Origin of the sequence: Enterobacter cloacae complex sp. S3 (assembly GCF_014930495.1) — a bacterium.
Classification (GTDB): Bacteria; Pseudomonadota; Gammaproteobacteria; order Enterobacterales; family Enterobacteriaceae; genus Enterobacter; species Enterobacter asburiae_B.
This window is the reverse complement of the sequence record NZ_JADBRD010000004.1, coordinates 39,844-57,877: the sequence shown is the minus strand read 5'-3', so window position 1 is coordinate 57,877 and position 18,034 is coordinate 39,844. Positions and strand designations below refer to the sequence as shown.

Sequence of the window (18,034 nt, the reverse complement as noted above, 5' to 3'; positions counted from 1 at the left end):
TTACCGCTTGGCGATACCCCATCCGTGCAACGCTTACCCGGGAATGGTGCGGGAGGCGAGACTTGAACTCGCACACCTTGCGGCGCCAGAACCTAAATCTGGTGCGTCTACCAATTTCGCCACTCCCGCAAAAAAGATGGTGGCTACGACGGGATTCGAACCTGTGACCCCATCATTATGAGTGATGTGCTCTAACCAACTGAGCTACGTAGCCATCTTTTTTCGCGTTACCTTATCGGCGTTGCGGGGCGCATTATGCGTATAGACCCTTGCAGCGTCAACACCTTTTTCAACGAAAATAGGCGGAATGTGACTGTTTGGTTAGGTTGCGAACAGCGTGGCCGAATATTCGGCAATTATTGGTTATTAATCAGATTTAGACGGTGAAATGTGAGGCAAAAAAATCAGGCCCCTGAGGGGCCTGATTGCGATCTGAGTGATTATTTGTAGGCTGACTGGTGAACGCCTACCGCGCGTCCTGACGGATCGTTCATGGATTTGAAAGATTCATCCCATTCAATCGCTTTGGCAGAAGAGCAGGCGACGGACGGGCCACCCGGTACGCACTCCGCGGCACTCGGTACCGGGAACAGCTCTTCAAAAATTTCACGATACAGATAGGCCTCTTTCGAGCCCGGCGTGTTGTACGGGAAGCGGAAGCTCGCGGTTTCCAGCTGTTGGTCAGAAACCTGTTTCGCCGCGACCTCTTTCAGGGTGTCGATCCAGCTATAACCTACGCCATCAGAGAACTGCTCTTTCTGACGCCATGCCACGCTCGCCGGCAGGTAGGATTCAAAACACTCGCGCAGAATATGTTTTTCCATTTTGCCGTTGCCGCACATCTTGTCCTGCGGGTTGATGCGCATCGCCACGTCGAGGAATTTCTTATCCAGGAACGGCACGCGCGCTTCCACGCCCCAGGCCGACATCGCTTTGTTGGCACGCGCACAGTCGAACATGTGTAGCGCCTGCAGCTTACGCACGGTCTCTTCGTGCAGCTCTTTGGCGTTCGGCGCTTTGTGGAAGTACAGGTAGCCGCCAAACACTTCGTCAGAACCTTCACCGGAGAGCACCATCTTGATGCCCATCGCTTTGATCTTACGCGACATCAGGTACATCGGCGTTGAGGCGCGGATGGTAGTCACGTCATAGGTTTCAATGTGATAGATCACATCGCGGATCGCATCCAGACCTTCCTGCACGGTGAAGTGAATCTCGTGGTGCACGGTGCCGAGGTGGTTCGCCACTTCCTGCGCGGCTTTCAGGTCAGGTGCGCCTTCCAGGCCAACGGCAAAAGAGTGCAGCTGTGGCCACCAGGCTTCTGAGCGCTCCTGATCTTCCACGCGACGCGCCGCGAATTTCTTGGTGATCGCGGAGATTACGGAGGAGTCCAGACCGCCGGAGAGCAGCACGCCGTAGGGCACGTCAGACATCAGGTGGCTTTTCACGGAGTCTTCCAGGGCCTGGCGCAGCTCGGCTTTGTCCGTGACGTTGTCTTTTACCGCATCATAGTCGAACCAGTCACGCTGGTAATAGGAGCGGATCTCGCCATCTTTGCTCCACAAATAGCTGCCCGCCGGGAATTCTTTAATGGTGCGGCATACCGGCACCAGGGCTTTCATTTCAGAGGCAACGTAGAAGTTGCCGTGCTCATCGTGGCCCATGTACAGCGGGATAATGCCGATGTGGTCACGGCCAATCAGGTACGCGTCTTTTTCGCTGTCGTACAGGGCGAAGGCGAACATGCCCTGCAGGTCGTCCAGGAACTCGGGCCCTTTCTCCTGATACAGCGCCAGGATCACTTCACAGTCAGAACCGGTCTGGAACGCGTAGCGGTCGCCGTATTCGGCGCGCAGCGCCTGGTGGTTGTAGATTTCACCGTTGACAGCCAGCGCGTGCGTTTTTTTCTCGTTATACAGCGGCTGTGCACCGGCGTTGACGTCAACAATGGACAGACGTTCGTGAGCCAGAATCGCTTTATCACTGGCGTAAACGCCTGACCAGTCTGGTCCGCGATGGCGCATCAGGCGGGACAGTTCGAGTGCCTTTTTACGCAGTTCGCCCGCGTCAGTTTTAATATCCAGTACGCCAAAAATTGAACACATAACCTTCTCCGTTAACCCTGTTGCTTTGTAATGTTGCTTGCTTATGAAAATGCCGCAAAGGGGCAGGGCGCGCAAGCGTTTTACGGGTGAAAACGGAAATAGTGCAACAGTGATTGCGGAATAGTGAAAAAAGAGCACGCCAGAAATTCTTTTATTGATGATTATGCAATGAAACGTGCTTTTTGTTAGATGAGACTTTATTTTTGTAGGCCATAAATGAAAAACCACGCCCTGAGGCGTGGTTCGGTATCAGATGATGTCGATTTCATCGACGGAGGGGTAAATCCAGCTTGGCCGGAACGGCATCGAATCAATGTCATCAAGTTGAGAGACGCCGGAGAGGACCAGAATCGTCTCCAGACCCGCCTGGAATCCGGCCAGAATATCGGTGCGCAGGTTGTCGCCGACAATAACGGTTTCTTCAGAGTGGGCCTGCATCTTGTTGAGCGCGGCACGAATGATCCACGGGCTCGGTTTACCGACTACAAACGGCTGACGACCTGAGATTTTTTCGATACCGGCGCACAGCGCGCCGCAGGCCGGATAAAAACCACGGCCGTGCGTATCCGGGTTGGTCGCGATAAAGCGCGCGCCGCTGGCGACAAAGTATGCTGCCTTATGCATCATCTCCCAGTTAAAGGAGCGCGTTTCGCCGACAATCACGAAGTCCGGGTTCACGTCAGTGATGGTAAAGCCAGCTTTGTACAACTCGTGTATAAGCGCACCTTCACCCACCACGTAGGCTTTTTTCCCTTCCTGACGCTTCAGAAAATCTGCCGTGGCCATTGCCGAGGTATAAAACACGCTGTCCGGAACGTCGACGCCCGCTGTGGCAAAGCGGTTAGCCAGGTCCTGACCGGTTTGGGAAGGGTAGTTCGTGAGCAGAACCAGAGGCATTCCTTTGTCGATGATGCGGTGAAGAAACTCCGCAGCACCCGGCACGGCAACGTTGTCGTGCATCAGCACGCCGTCGATATCACAAATTACATTCTTAATGGTCATGGACAGTCCGACATCAAAAAAAGAAGGCGTTACTATAAGGTCCGATCAACTTTCCAGCAAATGCTGCAGCAGAATTCCGTTGAGCATGGCGCGTTTGACCAGCGCGAACGCGCCAATCGCCGAGCGATGGTCAAGCTTTGAACGAACCACCGGGAGGTTCTGGCGGAATGCTTTCAGCGCCTGGGTGTTAATACAGCCTTCAATGGCGGGGAGCAGCACCTTTTCCGCCTCCACAATTTCACCGGCGATCACCACTTTCTGGGGGTTAAACAGGTTAATGGCGATGGCGATGGTTTTCCCCAGATGGCGGCCTACCTGCTCGATCACTTCACAGGCCAGCGCGTCGCCTTTATTGGCGGCTTTGCAGATGGTGCCTATCTTGCAATCGTCCAGCGTGACGCGGCTTTGGTAACCCTGTTCAAGGAGATGGCGAACGCGCTGCTCGATGGCCGTGTTGGCGGCAATCGTTTCAAGGCAGCCGAAGTTGCCGCAGTGGCAGCGCTCCCCGAGGGGTTCAACCTGAATGTGGCCGATCTCGCCGACGTTACCGTTGCGACCAATAAAAATACGGCCGTTAGAGATAATACCGGCGCCCGTTCCGCGGTGAACGCGCACCAGAATAGAGTCTTCACAGTCCTGGCTCGCACCAAAGTAGTGCTCTGCCAGCGCCAGAGAGCGAATGTCGTGGCCCACAAAGCAGGTCACCTTAAAACGCTTTTCCAGCGCGTCGACCAGCCCCCAGTTTTCAACCTGAATATGCGGCATATAGCGGATCACGCCGCTTTCCGGGTCGACCAGTCCTGGCAGAATCACGGAGATGGCAATGAGTTCACGGATCTTGCGCTGACAGCTTTCAATAAACTGCGCAATGGTATTCAGCAGCGCATGCTCAAGCGTCTCCTGGGTGCGCTCCGGAAGAGGGTAGTGCTCTTCCGCAATCGCTTTACTGCTCAGATCGTACAGCGTGAGCGTGGTGTCATGACGGCCCAGACGGACGCCAATGGCCTGAAAATTGCGGGTTTCGGTAATAATGGAGATGGCGCGGCGGCCCCCGGTGGAGGCCTGCTGATCGACTTCTTTGATCAGACCGCGCTCAATGAGCTGGCGGGTAATTTTTGTCACGCTGGCGGGAGCAAGCTGGCTCTGTTCGGCTATCTGAATTCGCGAGATTGGTCCGTGCTGGTCAATCAGGCGGTATACCGCCGCACTGTTAAGTTGTTTAACGAGATCGACATTACCGATTTGAGCTTGTCCGCCAGGTGTCATACTTTTACTTACTCAGTGACGACCTCGTTACCATTAACGATGGTCTTAATAATTTTATAATCGTGTGTGAATGCCGTCAGGTTTGCAACCATACCTGGTGCAATTTCGCCGAGCTGTTTATCCACGCCCATTGCGCGCGCCGGATAAAGGGTGGCCATACGCAGGACTTCATCAAGCGCAATCCCGCAATGTTCAACCAGGTTACGCACCCCTTCAATCATGGTTAAAGAGGAACCGCTCAGCGTACCGTTTTCATCCACACACAGTCCATTGCGGTAGTATATTGTTTTACCGGCAAAAATGAACTGCTCAATATTTGCACCTGCCGGTGCGGTGGCATCCGTCACCAGACAAAGCTTGTCACCTTTCAGCCGCTTAGCGTTGCGAATGTTGGTGTAATCGACGTGTAAGCCGTCAGCAATAATGCCGCAGTAAACGTCTGGCTCATCCAGAATAGCCCCGACCAGACCCGGTTCACGGCCTGTGATATACGGCATGGCGTTGTAAAGGTGCGTTGCGAAGGTAATCCCCGCGCGGAAACCGGCTTTCGCTTCTTTCAGCGTCGCGTTTGAGTGACCTGCTGAAACGATAATTCCGGCACCAGCCAGTTTGCTGATGACATCCGTACCCGTCATTTCAGGCGCCAGCGTCACTTTGACGATCACATCGGCGTTCGCACACATGTAGTCAACCAGCTCCGCATCAGGTTTACGCACGTAATTCGGGTTATGCGTTCCTTTCTTGACCATATTCAGCCATGGCCCTTCAAGGTGCAGACCCAGCGCCTGGTTAGGGTGTTTGGCCAGGTATTCGCGCATCACGCGGATACCCTGCTTCATGAGGTCATCACTGCTGGTGATGAGCGTTGGCAGATAGCTGGTGCAGCCCGATTTCTCGTTGGCTTTCTGCATGATCTCCAGTGTTTCGACCGTCACCGCATCCGCAGTGTCATTGAATTGCACACCGCCGCAGCCGTTGAGCTGTACGTCGATGAAACCGGGGGAGATTACTGCTCCATTGAGTGAGCGCTGTTCAATCTCCGGCGGCAGTTCTGCCAGCGGACAAACACGTTCAATCAGGCCATCAGCGATAACAATCGCATGGTCATCCAGAATTTCATGGCCGGTATAAATCCGACCGTGGGTTAAAGCGTACATAACGACCCCCGGTTAAAAAAAGCGGCCGCCTCTTGTTGAAGAGGCGGTTATTCAATTACAGACCTTTGATGTTCTCAGCTTCTAACTCGTTGAAGTATTTCAGCGTTTTTACCTTCAGCTCCATCGTGGACGGTTCGTCGCAGACGATGACGGATTTAGGATGCAGCTGCAGGCAGCTGATGGTCCACATATGGTTAACGTTGCCTTCAACGGCAGCCTGGAGCGCTTGCGCTTTCACGCCGCCCAGCACCAGAATCATCACTTCTTCGGCATCCAGCAGGGTGCCTACGCCTACGGTCAGGGCGTATTTTGGAACCTGGTTAACATCGCCGTCAAAGAAGCGGGAGTTTGCCACGCGCGTGTCATGGGTCAGCGTTTTAATACGGGTGCGGGAAGCCAGAGATGACGCCGGTTCGTTAAACGCGATATGACCATCATTACCTACACCACCCATGAACAGGTGGATCTTACCGTAAGAACGGATTTTTTCTTCATACTGACGGCATTCTGCGTCAATATCAGGCGCGTTTCCATTCAGCAGGTTAATATTTTCAGATGGAATATCAACGTGATCAAAGAAATTACGGTGCATAAAGCTATGGTAGCTTTCCGGGTGGTCTTTCGGTAAGCCAACGTATTCATCCATATTGAAGGTCACAACATGTTTGAAGCTAACCTGGCCTGCTTTATGCATCTCAACCAGCGCCTTATAGGCGGTCAGCGGCGTGCCGCCTGTCGGAAGTCCAAGAACGAAAGGACGATCGGCGGTCGGTTTAAAGGCGTTAATACGGTTAACGATATGGCGAGCGGCCCATTTACCGACTTGTTCAGCAGTTGCCAGGGGAATCAGTCTCATTGTTCACCTCAAGAGTTTAAGTAGAAGAGTGGGCGGATGGCTATCGGGACCTGATACTTAAGCGTAACCTGGAAACTTTCAGGCCGGATCAATCCGTCTTGATTTTTTGAATGATAAAATAAGTTTTCGCTGTTAGCCAGTATAAGGGAGGGTGAATAACGATATTTGGTGACAAAAATCACAAAAAGTACGCGTTTAATTTGCGATACGAATTAATTTTTCACACACTCACAATGCCAGTGAAGCATCAACTGTATCTATAGTTCGTGACACAATAAAAAACAGAGCTGAGAACATGCCTTAAACGGGGTCTCATAGGGGGAAGAAAGTGAGTATTCTAGGTTATTTACAAAAGGTTGGCCGCGCGCTTATGGTGCCGGTCGCCACGCTGCCTGCCGCAGCCATCCTGATGGGTGTCGGCTACTGGATCGACCCCAACGGCTGGGGTAATACCAGCGCGCTGGCGGCGTTCTTTATCAAGTCAGGTTCTGCCATAATCGACAACATGTCCGTGTTGTTCGCGATTGGTGTGGCTTACGGTATGTCCAAAGACAAAGACGGTGCCGCTGCGCTGACCGGTTTTGTCGGTTTCCTCGTGTTAACCACCCTCTGCTCGCCTGCAGCGGTGGCCATGATCCAAAAAATTCCGGCGGACCAGGTTCCGGCGGCGTTCGGTAAGATCAGCAACCAGTTTGTCGGTATCCTTGTGGGTATTATTTCCGCCGAACTGTATAACCGCTTCAGCAGCGTAGAGCTGCCAAAAGCGCTCTCCTTCTTTAGCGGTCGCCGCCTGGTTCCTATCCTGACCTCGTTTGTGATGATCGTTGTTGCGTTCATCATGATGTACGTCTGGCCGATGATCTTCGACGGTCTGGTGAACTTCGGTGAGCACATCCAGAAATTGGGTTCTGTCGGTGCGGGCGTGTACGCGTTCTTCAACCGTCTGCTGATCCCGGTCGGTCTGCACCACGCGCTGAACTCCGTATTCTGGTTCGACGTTGCCGGTATTAACGATATCCCTAACTTCCTGGGTGGCGCACAGTCCCTCGAAGCAGGTAAAGCGGTTGTCGGTATCACCGGTCGTTACCAGGCGGGCTTCTTCCCGATCATGATGTTTGGTCTGCCGGGTGCTGCGCTGGCTATCTACCACTGCGCGCGTCCAGAGAACAAAGCGAAAGTGCTGGGTATCATGATGGCGGGGGCGTTCGCGGCCTTCTTCACCGGTATCACCGAGCCGCTGGAGTTCTCCTTCATGTTCGTGGCGCCGGTTCTGTATGTGATCCACGCCGTGCTGACCGGTATCTCCGTGTTCATCGCTGCCAGCATGCACTGGATTGCCGGTTTCGGCTTCAGCGCCGGTCTGGTGGATATGGTGCTGTCGTCCCGTAACCCGCTGGCGACCCACTGGTGGATGCTGATCCCGCAAGGTCTGGTGTTCTTCGCGATCTACTACATGGTGTTCCGTTTCACTATCACCAAATTCAACCTGATGACCCCGGGTCGTGAACTGGCCGTGGCCGGTAGCGAAGCGGATGGTCAGGATGTGAACGTGAGCGGTGCTCAGGATCAGGACGTTTCAGGCCTGGCGCGTCAGTACATCGCCGCTGTCGGCGGTTCTGACAACCTGACCGGTATCGACGCCTGTATCACTCGTCTGCGTCTGAACGTCAAAGACTCTTCCCTGGTGAACGAAGCGCTGGCCAAACGTCTGGGTGCTTCCGGCGTTATCCGCCTGAACAAAACCAGCGTGCAGATTATCGTTGGTTTCGTGGCAGAGAAAATTGCTAACGCCATGAAAACCACTGGTCCGGTAGCCGCAGCAGACGCTTCTGCCGCACCTGCCGCCGCGCCAGCGGCCGCAAAACCGCAGGCGGTACCGAACGCCAAAACGGTAGCCGCGCTGGTTTCACCGGTAACCGGTGAAGTCGTTGCGATTGAGCAGGTGCCTGACGAAGCCTTCGCCAGCAAAGCGGTTGGTGACGGTGTGGCGGTGAAACCAACGGACAAAACCGTTGTGTCTCCGGCGGCCGGTACCATTGTGAAAATCTTCAACACCAACCACGCGTTCTGCCTCGAAACCGAAAATGGCGCGGAGATCGTTGTCCATATGGGTATCGATACCGTTGCGCTGAACGGTCAGGGCTTTACTCGCCTGGTGGAAGAGGGCGCTGAAGTGGTGGCCGGGCAGCCGATTCTGGAAATGGATCTGGACTTCCTGAACGCCAACGCGCGCTCCATGATAAGCCCGGTCGTTTGCAGCAACATCGATGACTTCAGTGGCCTGGTCATTCAGGCGAAAGGTCAGGTTGTTGCGGGTCAAACGCCGCTGTATGAGATTAAAGGCAAGTAATCGCTCCTGAGTAGAGTCATGCCTTAAGCGGCGGGGGATATCCTCCGCCGCTTTTTTTTGCAGCAAAAGCCCCCATTATTTTCTTCAGAGACGTTTTAAGGGTTGTCACTACGTCCGGCTTATAAGATCATATGCCGTTATACGTTGTTTACGCTTTGAGGAATCCACGATGAGTGAGGCAGAAGCCCGCCCGAGTAACTTTATTCGTCAGATCATCGATGAAGATCTGGCCAGTGGTAAGCACACCACAGTTCATACCCGCTTCCCGCCGGAGCCGAACGGCTACCTGCATATCGGGCATGCGAAGTCCATCTGCCTGAACTTTGGCATTGCGCAAGACTACCAGGGACAGTGCAACCTGCGTTTCGATGACACCAACCCAGTAAAAGAAGACATCGAATACGTTGAGTCCATCAAGAATGACGTGCAATGGCTGGGCTTCAACTGGTCTGGCGATATCTGCTACTCCTCTGACTATTTTGATCAGCTGTACGCCTACGCGGTTGAACTGATCAACAAGGGTCTGGCGTACGTTGACGAACTGTCTGCTGATGAAATCCGTGAATATCGCGGTACGCTGACCGCCCCGGGCAAAAACAGCCCGTTCCGCGATCGCAGCGTGGAAGAGAACCTGGCGCTGTTTGAAAAAATGCGTGCCGGTGGCTTCGAAGAAGGCAAAGCGTGCCTGCGTGCCAAAATCGACATGGCGTCTCCGTTCATCGTGATGCGCGATCCGGTGCTGTACCGCATTAAGTTTGCGGAACACCATCAGACCGGCAACAAGTGGTGCATCTACCCGATGTACGACTTTACCCACTGCATTAGCGATGCGCTGGAAGGCATTACGCACTCCCTGTGTACGCTGGAGTTCCAGGACAACCGTCGTCTGTACGACTGGGTGCTGGACAACATCACCATTCCTGTACATCCGCGCCAGTACGAGTTCTCTCGTCTGAATCTGGAATACACCGTGATGTCCAAGCGTAAGCTGAACCTGCTGGTGACCGACAAGCACGTTGAGGGCTGGGATGACCCACGTATGCCAACCATCTCTGGTCTGCGTCGTCGTGGTTACACTGCAGCCTCTATTCGTGAGTTCTGCAAACGCATCGGCGTGACCAAGCAGGACAACACCATCGAGATGGCCTCCCTTGAATCCTGCATTCGCGAAGATCTTAACGAAAACGCCCCGCGCGCGATGGCCGTTATCGACCCGGTGAAACTGGTTATCGAAAACTATCCGCAGGGTGAAAGCGAGCTGGTCTCCATGCCTAACCATCCGAACAAACCGGAAATGGGTAGCCGTGACGTACCGTTCAGCGGTGACATCTGGATTGACCGCGCTGACTTCCGTGAAGAAGCCAACAAGCAGTACAAGCGTCTGGTGCTGGGTAAAGAAGTGCGTCTGCGTAATGCCTACGTCATCAAAGCCGAGCGCGTAGAGAAAGATGCGGAAGGGAATATCACCACTATCTTCTGTTCTTATGACGCTGAAACGCTGAGCAAAGATCCGGCGGATGGTCGCAAAGTGAAAGGCGTGATTCACTGGGTGAGCGCTTCCCACGCGCTGCCGGTAGAAATTCGTCTGTACGATCGTCTGTTCAGCGTGCCTAACCCAGGTGCAGCGGAAGACTTCCTGGCGACCATCAACCCGGAATCTCTGGTGATCAAGCAGGGTTATGCGGAGCCTTCTCTGAAAGCCGCTGAAGCGGGCAAAGCGTTCCAGTTCGAACGTGAAGGTTACTTCTGCCTGGACAGCCGTTACAGCACGGCGGAAAAACCGGTATTCAACCGTACCGTAGGTCTGCGTGATACCTGGACGAAGATCGGCGAATAATATTGCTGGTCTGGTCAATGAGAGACAAACGCCGCACTATGCGGCGTTTTTTTATTTAACGATCAGGGTATTAAGACAGGGCCTAAAAAGGCGTCATAAAAATATCAGGTCAATGAGGTGCTACTTATTTTTCAAAAAAAAGTTTGTATCATTGCGGAAATTAAAAAGGTTATAAAAAAGGAAAGAATTCTCACGTCTAGCTACTGAAATACCTGATAATTCCCCGCCATTCCTCGCCTCCTCACAAATGTTACAAAGCGCTACCAATTATGTGCACTTCGTCATAGTCCTGACTTTTGTCCGCTAAAAAGCATTGATAATTCGCGTCGCGAAAAATAACCTAAAGACGGTAGTTAATTCGAGGGTATTTAAAGCTACCCCTGACCATTTGGTCTTTTTTATTTACGCCGCTTCAGGCGTTTTAATTCGTCAAAGAGGAATAATCTATGCGTACGTTCAGTGGCAAACGTAGTGCGCTGGCGCTGGCTATTGCCGGTGTGACAGCAATGTCGGGTCTGGTGGTGACACCAGAGGCGAAAGCGGCGGGCTTCATCGATGATTCTACCCTCACGGGCGGTATTTATTACTGGCAGCGTGAACGTGACCGTAAAGACGTCACCGAAGACAAATACAAAACCAACCTTTCTCACTCCACCTGGAATGCCAACCTGGACTTCCAGTCAGGCTATGCCGCGGATATGTTCGGTCTGGATATTGCTGCGTTTACCGCGATTGAAATGGCGGAAAACGGCGACAGCGCCCACCCGAACGAAATTGCCTTCTCCTCCAGCAACAAAGCCTATAAAGAAGACTGGTCCGGGGATAAAAGCGGCATTAGCCTTTACAAAGCCGCTGCAAAATTTAAATACGGTCCGGTCTGGGCGCGCGGTGGTTATATTCAGCCAACTGGCCAGACTCTGTTAGCACCGCACTGGAGCTTTATGCCGGGTACCTATCAGGGTGCCGAAGCCGGGGCGAACTTTGACTACGGTGATGCGGGTGCGTTGAGCTTCTCCTATATGTGGACCAACGAGTACAAAGCACCGTGGCACATCGAGATGGACAAGTTCTACCAGAACGATAAAAAAACCAAAGTCGATTACCTGCACTCGTTGGGCGCGAAGTACGACTTCAAAAACGATCTGGTGCTGGAAGCGGCATTTGGTCAGGCACAGGGCTATGTCGATCAGTATTTTGCCAAGGCCAGCTATAAATTTGATGTCGCGGGTAGCCCGCTGAGCACCAGCTACCAATTCTACGGTACGCGCGACAAGGTCAGCAACGGTGGCGTAAACGACATTTATGACGGCACCGCGTGGCTGCAGGCGTTAACCTTCGGCTACAAGGTCGGTCAGGTTGATTTGCGTCTGGAAGGCACATGGGTGAAGGCAGAAGGGCAGCAGGGCTACTTCCTGCAGCGTATGACCCCGACCTACGCCTCCTCCAACGGTCGTCTTGATATCTGGTGGGATAATCGCTCAGACTTCAACGCCGACGGCGAGAAAGCGGTCTTCTTCGGCGCAATGTATGACCTGAAAAACTGGAACCTGCCTGGCTGGGCGGTGGGCGCTTCTTACGCTTACGCCTGGGACGCAAAACCTGCCGATATGGCCACGCCGGACGCATACTACGATCCCAACTATCGCCTGAAAGAGTCTTCCTACAGCCTTGATGCTATCTATACCCTGCAGGATGGCCGTGCGAAAGGCACGATGTTCAAACTGCACTTCACCCAGTATGACAACCACTCCGATATCCCGAGCTATGCGGGCGGTTACGGCAACATCTTCCAGGATGAGCGTGACGTGAAATTCATGGTTATTGCCCCATTCACCATCTTCTGATGAACGCACCGGCGGGCTGAGTCCCGCCGGCATGGAGACTGCACATGATGAAAAAAATCGTAATCGTCGCGTTGCTGGCATCAGGGCTGGCGGCGTGTGCTCAGAATCAGGCGCCGAAAGAGGACTCCCGTCTGAAGGAGGCGTATAGCGCCTGCATAAATACTGCGGAAGGATCGCCGGAGAAAATTCAAGCCTGTCAGAGCGTGCTGAACGTGCTGAAGAAAGAGAAAGCGCATGAGCAGTTCGCGACGCAGGAGAACGTCCGCGTGATGGATTACCAGGCCTGCATCCAGGCGCGTAAAACCGGTAACGATCAGGAAGTGGCGAAGCGTTGCGATAAGATCTGGAACGAGATACGCAATAACAATAATTAAGTGCTTTACGCCCGATGGCGCTGCGCTTACCGGGCCTACAAAGGTGTTATAGCCCGTAGGCCCGGTAAGCGCAGCGCCACCGGGCTTTTTTAGGCAAAAAAAAGCCAGCCTTTCGGCTGGCTCAGAGTATGAATCTTATTATTTCGCGTCGTGCGCGTGATCGTCTTCGCGGCAGTCGCCTTCAGCGCAGTGACCGTAAAGGTACAGGCTGTGGTTCGTCAGGCGGATGCCATGACGCGCCGCGATTTCACGCTGGCGCGCTTCGATGGAATCATCGCTGAATTCAATGACCTTGCCGCAATCGAGGCAGATCAGGTGATCGTGGTGCTGCTGCTGGGTCAGTTCGAAAACGGATTTACCGCCTTCGAAATTATGACGGGTAACAATGCCCGCGTCATCAAACTGGTTCAGCACGCGATAGACGGTAGCCAGCCCAATCTCTTCACCCATGTCGATAAGACGTTTATAAAGGTCTTCCGCACTGACATGGTGATTGTCTGGACCCTGAAGCACTTCAAGGATTTTTAACCGAGGAAGCGTAACTTTCAGGCCAGCCTTCTTTAATGCGGTATTGTTGTCAGTCATGCGGAATCTGTCCTGTTGCTAAACGATTCACTTCTGTAGGAAGTGACAGAAAATGCACCCGGGATAATGCGTCTCATTATAGAACTGCCATGGCTAAATGAAAACTGCAAGTCTCAGGCAAAATATGCTTATAAAAACGTGGTATCACCAACAAACTTGCTCAATGGAAAACCACGTTTTATCAGGGAGACATTGTACAGGTCTGGGCGAAAAAGTTAAAAGATTGTAGCGATTAATTTAATCGGTTTGACCTGGAGCATGGGCGCAACCGCAGTTGCGCCGCGATAAAATCAGGCGTTCAGAATATCATCCAGGTGCAGTTCTTCGCGGATCTGCTTCACCCACTTCTCAACGCGCTCTGCGGTCAGTTCTGGCTGACGGTCTTCGTCGATGGCCAGGCCTACGAAATGATCGTCATCGGCCAGGCCTTTAGACGCTTCGAAGTGGTAACCGGCGGTCGGCCAGTGGCCTACGATAACCGCGCCGTTCGGCTCAATGATATCGCGGATGGTGCCCAGCGCGTCACAGAAGTATTCGGCGTAGTCTTCCTGATCGCCACAGCCAAACAGGGCGACCAGCTTACCGTTGAAGTCCACTTCTTCCAGCGTCGGGAAGAAATCATCCCAGTCGCACTGGGCTTCACCGTAGTACCAGGTTGGGATACCCAGCAGCAGAATGTCATAGCCTTCCAGATCTTCTTTGCTGCTCTTGGCGATGTCATGCACATCAGCAACGTCTTTACCGAGCTGTTTTTGAATGTTTTTTGCGATATTTTCGGTATTGCCGGTATCACTGCCAAAGAAAATGCCGATGATTGCCATGAGTAAAATAACCTCTTGAAACTTAATAGTATGGTGGCGCAATTCGGCCACGGATAAGGGCAATAATAGCAGAACTGGCAACCCTGCGGAAACAGCTATCGCGCAGGACTGCACTCTGTGCTACATGAAAAGGGTGAGAAAGGGGATTTTCAGACTTATGCCTGGCTGCGTAACGTCTCAAGCTGGACGAGCAACATCTCTTCAATGAGCTCGCTGCGGCTGATATTTCGCGCGTCAGCCAGCTCGTTCAGCGCGTCGACGGCGTCGGCGTTAAGCTTCAGTTCGACACGCTTAAGCCCACGATTTTTATCGCGTTTAAGCTGGTTGCGTTTATTGATACGCAGCTGTTCATCGCGCGAAAGCGGATTCGTCTTGGGTCGTCCCGGGCGACGCTCATTCGCGAACAGATCTAGTGTCGTACGGTCCGTTTGTTCTTTGGCCATGATTCTGAGACTTCGGGGGAAACACGCCGCCCTGCTAATGCCCGGGCGATAAGCGCGCCATCATACATCACCAAAAACGGCACGCCAACGACTGGAAGCCCGCAGCCTTCCAGTCGCTTTCTTTTTAATCAATTTGCAGTATCAGTGAGATAGCGGCGAATGGCGCGCAGTACAGCATCCGGTTTTTCCGCATGCACCCAGTGCCCGGCACCGGCAATCACGTGGGCGCGAGCCTGCGGGAATTGGGCCAGCAGCGTGTCGCGGTACGCGTCGGTAACGTAAGGCGAGTTTCCACCGCGAATAAAGAGGGTAGGGTGTGGCCAGGCCGGGACGGTTTCCCAGCCCACGATGTTATTGTACTGCTCCCAGAGTACCGGCACGTTAAAACGCCATTGGCCGTCAACAAACGACTTCAGCAGGAACTGCACGACGCCTTCTTCATCAAGATGCTCACGCATGACGGCAGCCGCCTGTTGGCGCGTCGCGACACCCGCTTCTGTGACCGCATTGATGGCGGCAAAAATCTCGTCGTGACGGCGGACGTCATAATCCACGGGCGCGACGTCAATCACCACCAGGCCGCTAATACGGTCCGGGGCCAGTGCCGTCAGGGCCATCACCGCTTTGCCACCCATTGAATGCCCGATGAGGGTCACCTTTTGCAGGTCGTGGGCATCCAGCGTATCCAGCAGATCCTGCGCCATCGCCGCGTAGGTCATCTCGTCGGAACGCCCGGAAAGACCATGATTGCGCATATCGACCTGTAAAATATCGTGGTCGGTAACCAGATCGCGCGCCAGCACGCCCAGGTTATCCAGACTGCCAAAAAGCCCGTGAACCAGTACGATGGGAGAATTATTGTTCGGCGATTGTGCAGTTTGCGCTCGGGTATTCAATTTCATGGCAAAGTTCTTTTTTTACGTATGTCAGGTTAGGGTATCATGTTGACCATTCTGCCGCCCGGCTGCAAGGTTCCAGTTTAATCTGACTTTTGCTGCCAACCTGGTTTGACGCTATCCGCTGTTGGGATTTGACCTTATAATCCCAATGACTTGTATTCAGATAAGATATCGCACTGGATTAAGATGAAAACAATCGAAGTTGATGACGAACTCTATCAGTATATTGCCAGCCAGACGCGGCATATCGGGGAGAGCGCGTCCGACATTTTACGGCGCATGCTTAAAATTTCCGCCGCTTCACAGCCTGCTACCCCAGTCACCAAAGATGTCGTGTCTCAGCCGAGCTTTATTGCACAAGCAAAACCTGCCGTGACGCCGGCAAAAGATAAAGTGCGCGCGATGCGCGAGCTGCTGCTCTCCGATGAATACGCGGAGCAGAAAAAAGCGGTAAACCGCTTTATGCTGGTGCTGTCTACACTTTACTCACTGGATAACAAAGCGTTTGCTGAAGCGACCGAGTCGCTTCACGGCCGTACTCGCGTCTATTTCGCGGGCGACGAGCAGACGCTGCTGCAAAATGGCAATCAAACCAAACCTAAACATGTTCCTGGCACCCCGTACTGGGTGATCACCAATACCAATACGGGCCGCAAGTGCAGCATGATTGAACACATCATGCAGTCCATGCAGTTCCCGGCGGAATTGATTGAAAAGGTTTGCGGTACAATTTAACCCTTGCATCAGAAGGACCCGGTAATGGCAAATCACAGCCGTGCAGGCCAACCTGCACAACAAAGCGATTTGATTAACGTCGCTCAGCTGACCGCGCAGTATTACGTGCTGAAACCGGTCGTGGGCAACGCAGAACACGCAGTGAAGTTTGGTACATCTGGTCACCGCGGCAGCGCGGCGCGCCACAGCTTTAACGAACCGCACATTCTGGCCATTGCTCAGGCCATTGCGGAAGAGCGCGCTAAAAACGGCGTTACCGGTCCGTGCTATGTGGGGAAAGATACCCATGCCCTGTCTGAACCGGCATTCATCTCTGTTGTGGAAGTGCTGGCGGCAAACGGCGTCGATGTGATTGTTCAGGAGAACAATGGCTTCACCCCGACGCCTGCGGTCTCTAACGCCATCCTGGTGCACAACAAAAAAGGTGGCGCGCTGGCGGACGGTATCGTTATCACGCCATCCCACAATCCGCCGGAAGACGGTGGTATCAAATACAACCCGCCTAACGGTGGCCCGGCCGACACTAACGTCACCAAAGTGGTGGAAGATCGTGCGAACGCGCTGCTGGCTGACGGTCTGAAAGGCGTGAAGCGTATTTCTCTGGATGCTGCCATGGCGTCCGGTCACGTGAAAGAGCAGGATCTGGTTCAGCCGTTCGTGGAAGGGCTGGCGGATATCGTCGATATGGCGGCCATCCAGAAAGCCGGCCTGAAGCTGGGCGTGGATCCGCTGGGCGGCTCCGGTATCGAATACTGGAAACGTATCGCCGAGCACTACAAGCTGGATCTGACCATCGTGAACGATCACGTCGATCAGACCTTCCGCTTTATGCACCTGGATAAAGACGGCGCGATCCGTATGGACTGCTCCTCCGAGTGCGCGATGGCGGGCCTGCTGGCGCTGCGTGATAAATTCGATCTGGCGTTTGCTAATGATCCGGATTATGACCGTCACGGTATCGTCACGCCTGCCGGGCTGATGAACCCGAACCACTATCTGGCTGTTGCAATTAACTATCTGTTTCAGCACCGCCCGCAGTGGGGCAAAGAGGTGGCCGTCGGTAAAACGCTGGTTTCCTCCGCGATGATCGACCGCGTGGTCGAGGCGCTGGGCCGCAAGCTGGTGGAAGTGCCGGTCGGCTTCAAATGGTTCGTTGACGGTCTGCACGACGGCAGCTTCGGCTTCGGCGGTGAAGAGAGCGCGGGCGCATCTTTCCTGCGTTTCGACGGCACGCCATGGTCAACCGATAAAGACGGCATCATCATGTGCCTGCTGGCGGCGGAGATCACCGCGGTCACCGGTAAGAACCCGCAGGAACACTACAACGACCTGGCGGCACGCTTTGGTGCACCAAGCTATAACCGTATTCAGGCTAGCGCGACGTCAGCTCAGAAAGCGGCCCTGTCCAAACTCTCTCCGGAGATGGTCAGCGCAAGCACCCTGGCAGGCGATCCGATCACCGCGCGTCTGACGGCGGCACCGGGCAACGGCGCATCCATTGGTGGTCTGAAAGTGATGACTGAGAACGGCTGGTTCGCCGCGCGTCCGTCCGGTACGGAAGATGCGTATAAAATCTATTGCGAAAGCTTCCTCGGCGCTGAGCACCGTCAGCAGATTGAGAAAGAAGCGGTAGAGATTGTCAGCGAAGTGCTGAAAAACGCGTAAGTGCGGTATGGGTGCGGGCTGATGCCCTCACCCCGGCCCTCTCCCACAGGGAGAGGGAGAAAACACTAAAAACGGCAACCCCTGGGTTGCCGTTT

Annotated in this window: 15 protein-coding genes and 2 tRNA genes; 6 read left to right on the top strand and 11 right to left on the bottom strand. The window is 53.8% G+C overall.

Features of this window, described 5'->3' with window-relative positions; translation table 11 throughout:
- Positions 1 to 44: 44 nt before the first annotated feature.
- From IM317_RS00565 to nagB, 7 genes are all read right to left on the bottom strand, one after another.
- A tRNA-Leu gene (locus IM317_RS00565) sits at positions 45 to 129 on the bottom strand.
- A gap of 8 nt (positions 130 to 137) precedes the next feature.
- Positions 138 to 214 (bottom strand) — tRNA-Met (locus tag IM317_RS00560).
- 226 nt (positions 215 to 440) lie between these two features.
- On the bottom strand, positions 441 to 2,105 hold the full coding sequence (gene asnB / locus IM317_RS00555) for an asparagine synthase B (protein WP_023310762.1): 1,665 nt from the start codon (positions 2,103 to 2,105) through the stop codon (positions 441 to 443).
- 249 nt (positions 2,106 to 2,354) lie between these two features.
- Entirely contained in the window at positions 2,355 to 3,107 is a 753-nt protein-coding gene (gene nagD / locus IM317_RS00550; RefSeq protein ID WP_023310763.1) for a ribonucleotide monophosphatase NagD, read from the bottom strand.
- A 45-nt stretch (positions 3,108 to 3,152) separates the two neighbouring features.
- Entirely contained in the window at positions 3,153 to 4,373 is a 1,221-nt protein-coding gene (locus IM317_RS00545; RefSeq protein WP_021242995.1) for an N-acetylglucosamine repressor, read from the bottom strand.
- Between the two features lie 8 nt (positions 4,374 to 4,381).
- Positions 4,382 to 5,530 carry an N-acetylglucosamine-6-phosphate deacetylase gene (nagA, locus tag IM317_RS00540; protein ID WP_033144937.1) on the bottom strand — a complete coding sequence of 383 codons (1,149 nt, stop codon included), beginning with the start codon at positions 5,528 to 5,530 and terminating at the stop codon, positions 4,382 to 4,384.
- 55 nt (positions 5,531 to 5,585) lie between these two features.
- Positions 5,586 to 6,386, bottom strand: a complete 801-nt coding sequence (nagB, locus tag IM317_RS00535; RefSeq protein WP_023310765.1) for a glucosamine-6-phosphate deaminase — start codon at positions 6,384 to 6,386, stop codon at positions 5,586 to 5,588.
- Between the two features lie 328 nt (positions 6,387 to 6,714).
- On the opposite strand from nagB, the gene nagE reads away from it, so the two are divergent.
- The 4 genes from nagE (at position 6,715) to chiQ (ending at position 12,791) form a co-directional block, all read left to right on the top strand.
- Positions 6,715 to 8,736, top strand: coding sequence for an N-acetylglucosamine-specific PTS transporter subunit IIBC (nagE, locus tag IM317_RS00530; protein ID WP_033144938.1), 2,022 nt, complete (start codon positions 6,715 to 6,717; stop codon positions 8,734 to 8,736).
- A 169-nt stretch (positions 8,737 to 8,905) separates the two neighbouring features.
- Positions 8,906 to 10,573: a glutamine--tRNA ligase gene (gene glnS / locus IM317_RS00525; RefSeq protein ID WP_029740147.1), complete on the top strand. Its 1,668-nt coding sequence runs from the start codon at positions 8,906 to 8,908 to the stop codon at positions 10,571 to 10,573.
- Between the two features lie 446 nt (positions 10,574 to 11,019).
- Complete coding sequence (gene chiP, locus IM317_RS00520) at positions 11,020 to 12,417, top strand: chitoporin (RefSeq protein WP_023310769.1); 1,398 nt, start codon at positions 11,020 to 11,022, stop codon at positions 12,415 to 12,417.
- A gap of 47 nt (positions 12,418 to 12,464) precedes the next feature.
- Positions 12,465 to 12,791, top strand: coding sequence for a ChiQ/YbfN family lipoprotein (gene chiQ, locus IM317_RS00515; RefSeq protein ID WP_033146507.1), 327 nt, complete (start codon positions 12,465 to 12,467; stop codon positions 12,789 to 12,791).
- Between the two features lie 138 nt (positions 12,792 to 12,929).
- Here chiQ and fur read toward each other — a convergent pair whose 3' ends face one another.
- The 4 genes from fur to ybfF all read right to left on the bottom strand — a co-directional run bounded on the left by fur (position 12,930) and on the right by ybfF (position 15,542).
- Positions 12,930 to 13,376, bottom strand: a complete 447-nt coding sequence (gene fur / locus IM317_RS00510) for a ferric iron uptake transcriptional regulator (protein ID WP_014169146.1) — start codon at positions 13,374 to 13,376, stop codon at positions 12,930 to 12,932.
- Positions 13,377 to 13,666: 290 nt separating this feature from the next.
- Positions 13,667 to 14,197 (bottom strand): flavodoxin FldA, encoded by a 531-nt coding sequence (gene fldA, locus IM317_RS00505; protein ID WP_008501067.1) that lies wholly within the window; start codon positions 14,195 to 14,197, stop codon positions 13,667 to 13,669.
- A gap of 155 nt (positions 14,198 to 14,352) precedes the next feature.
- On the bottom strand, positions 14,353 to 14,640 hold the full coding sequence (ybfE, locus tag IM317_RS00500; RefSeq protein ID WP_028019455.1) for a LexA regulated protein: 288 nt from the start codon (positions 14,638 to 14,640) through the stop codon (positions 14,353 to 14,355).
- 128 nt (positions 14,641 to 14,768) lie between these two features.
- Positions 14,769 to 15,542: an esterase gene (gene ybfF / locus IM317_RS00495; RefSeq protein ID WP_033144939.1), complete on the bottom strand. Its 774-nt coding sequence runs from the start codon at positions 15,540 to 15,542 to the stop codon at positions 14,769 to 14,771.
- A gap of 183 nt (positions 15,543 to 15,725) precedes the next feature.
- On the opposite strand from ybfF, the gene seqA reads away from it, so the two are divergent.
- Entirely contained in the window at positions 15,726 to 16,274 is a 549-nt protein-coding gene (gene seqA, locus IM317_RS00490; RefSeq protein ID WP_033144940.1) for a replication initiation negative regulator SeqA, read from the top strand.
- A gap of 24 nt (positions 16,275 to 16,298) precedes the next feature.
- Complete coding sequence (gene pgm / locus IM317_RS00485; RefSeq protein WP_032649535.1) at positions 16,299 to 17,939, top strand: phosphoglucomutase (alpha-D-glucose-1,6-bisphosphate-dependent); 1,641 nt, start codon at positions 16,299 to 16,301, stop codon at positions 17,937 to 17,939.
- Positions 17,940 to 18,034 lie beyond the last annotated feature (95 nt).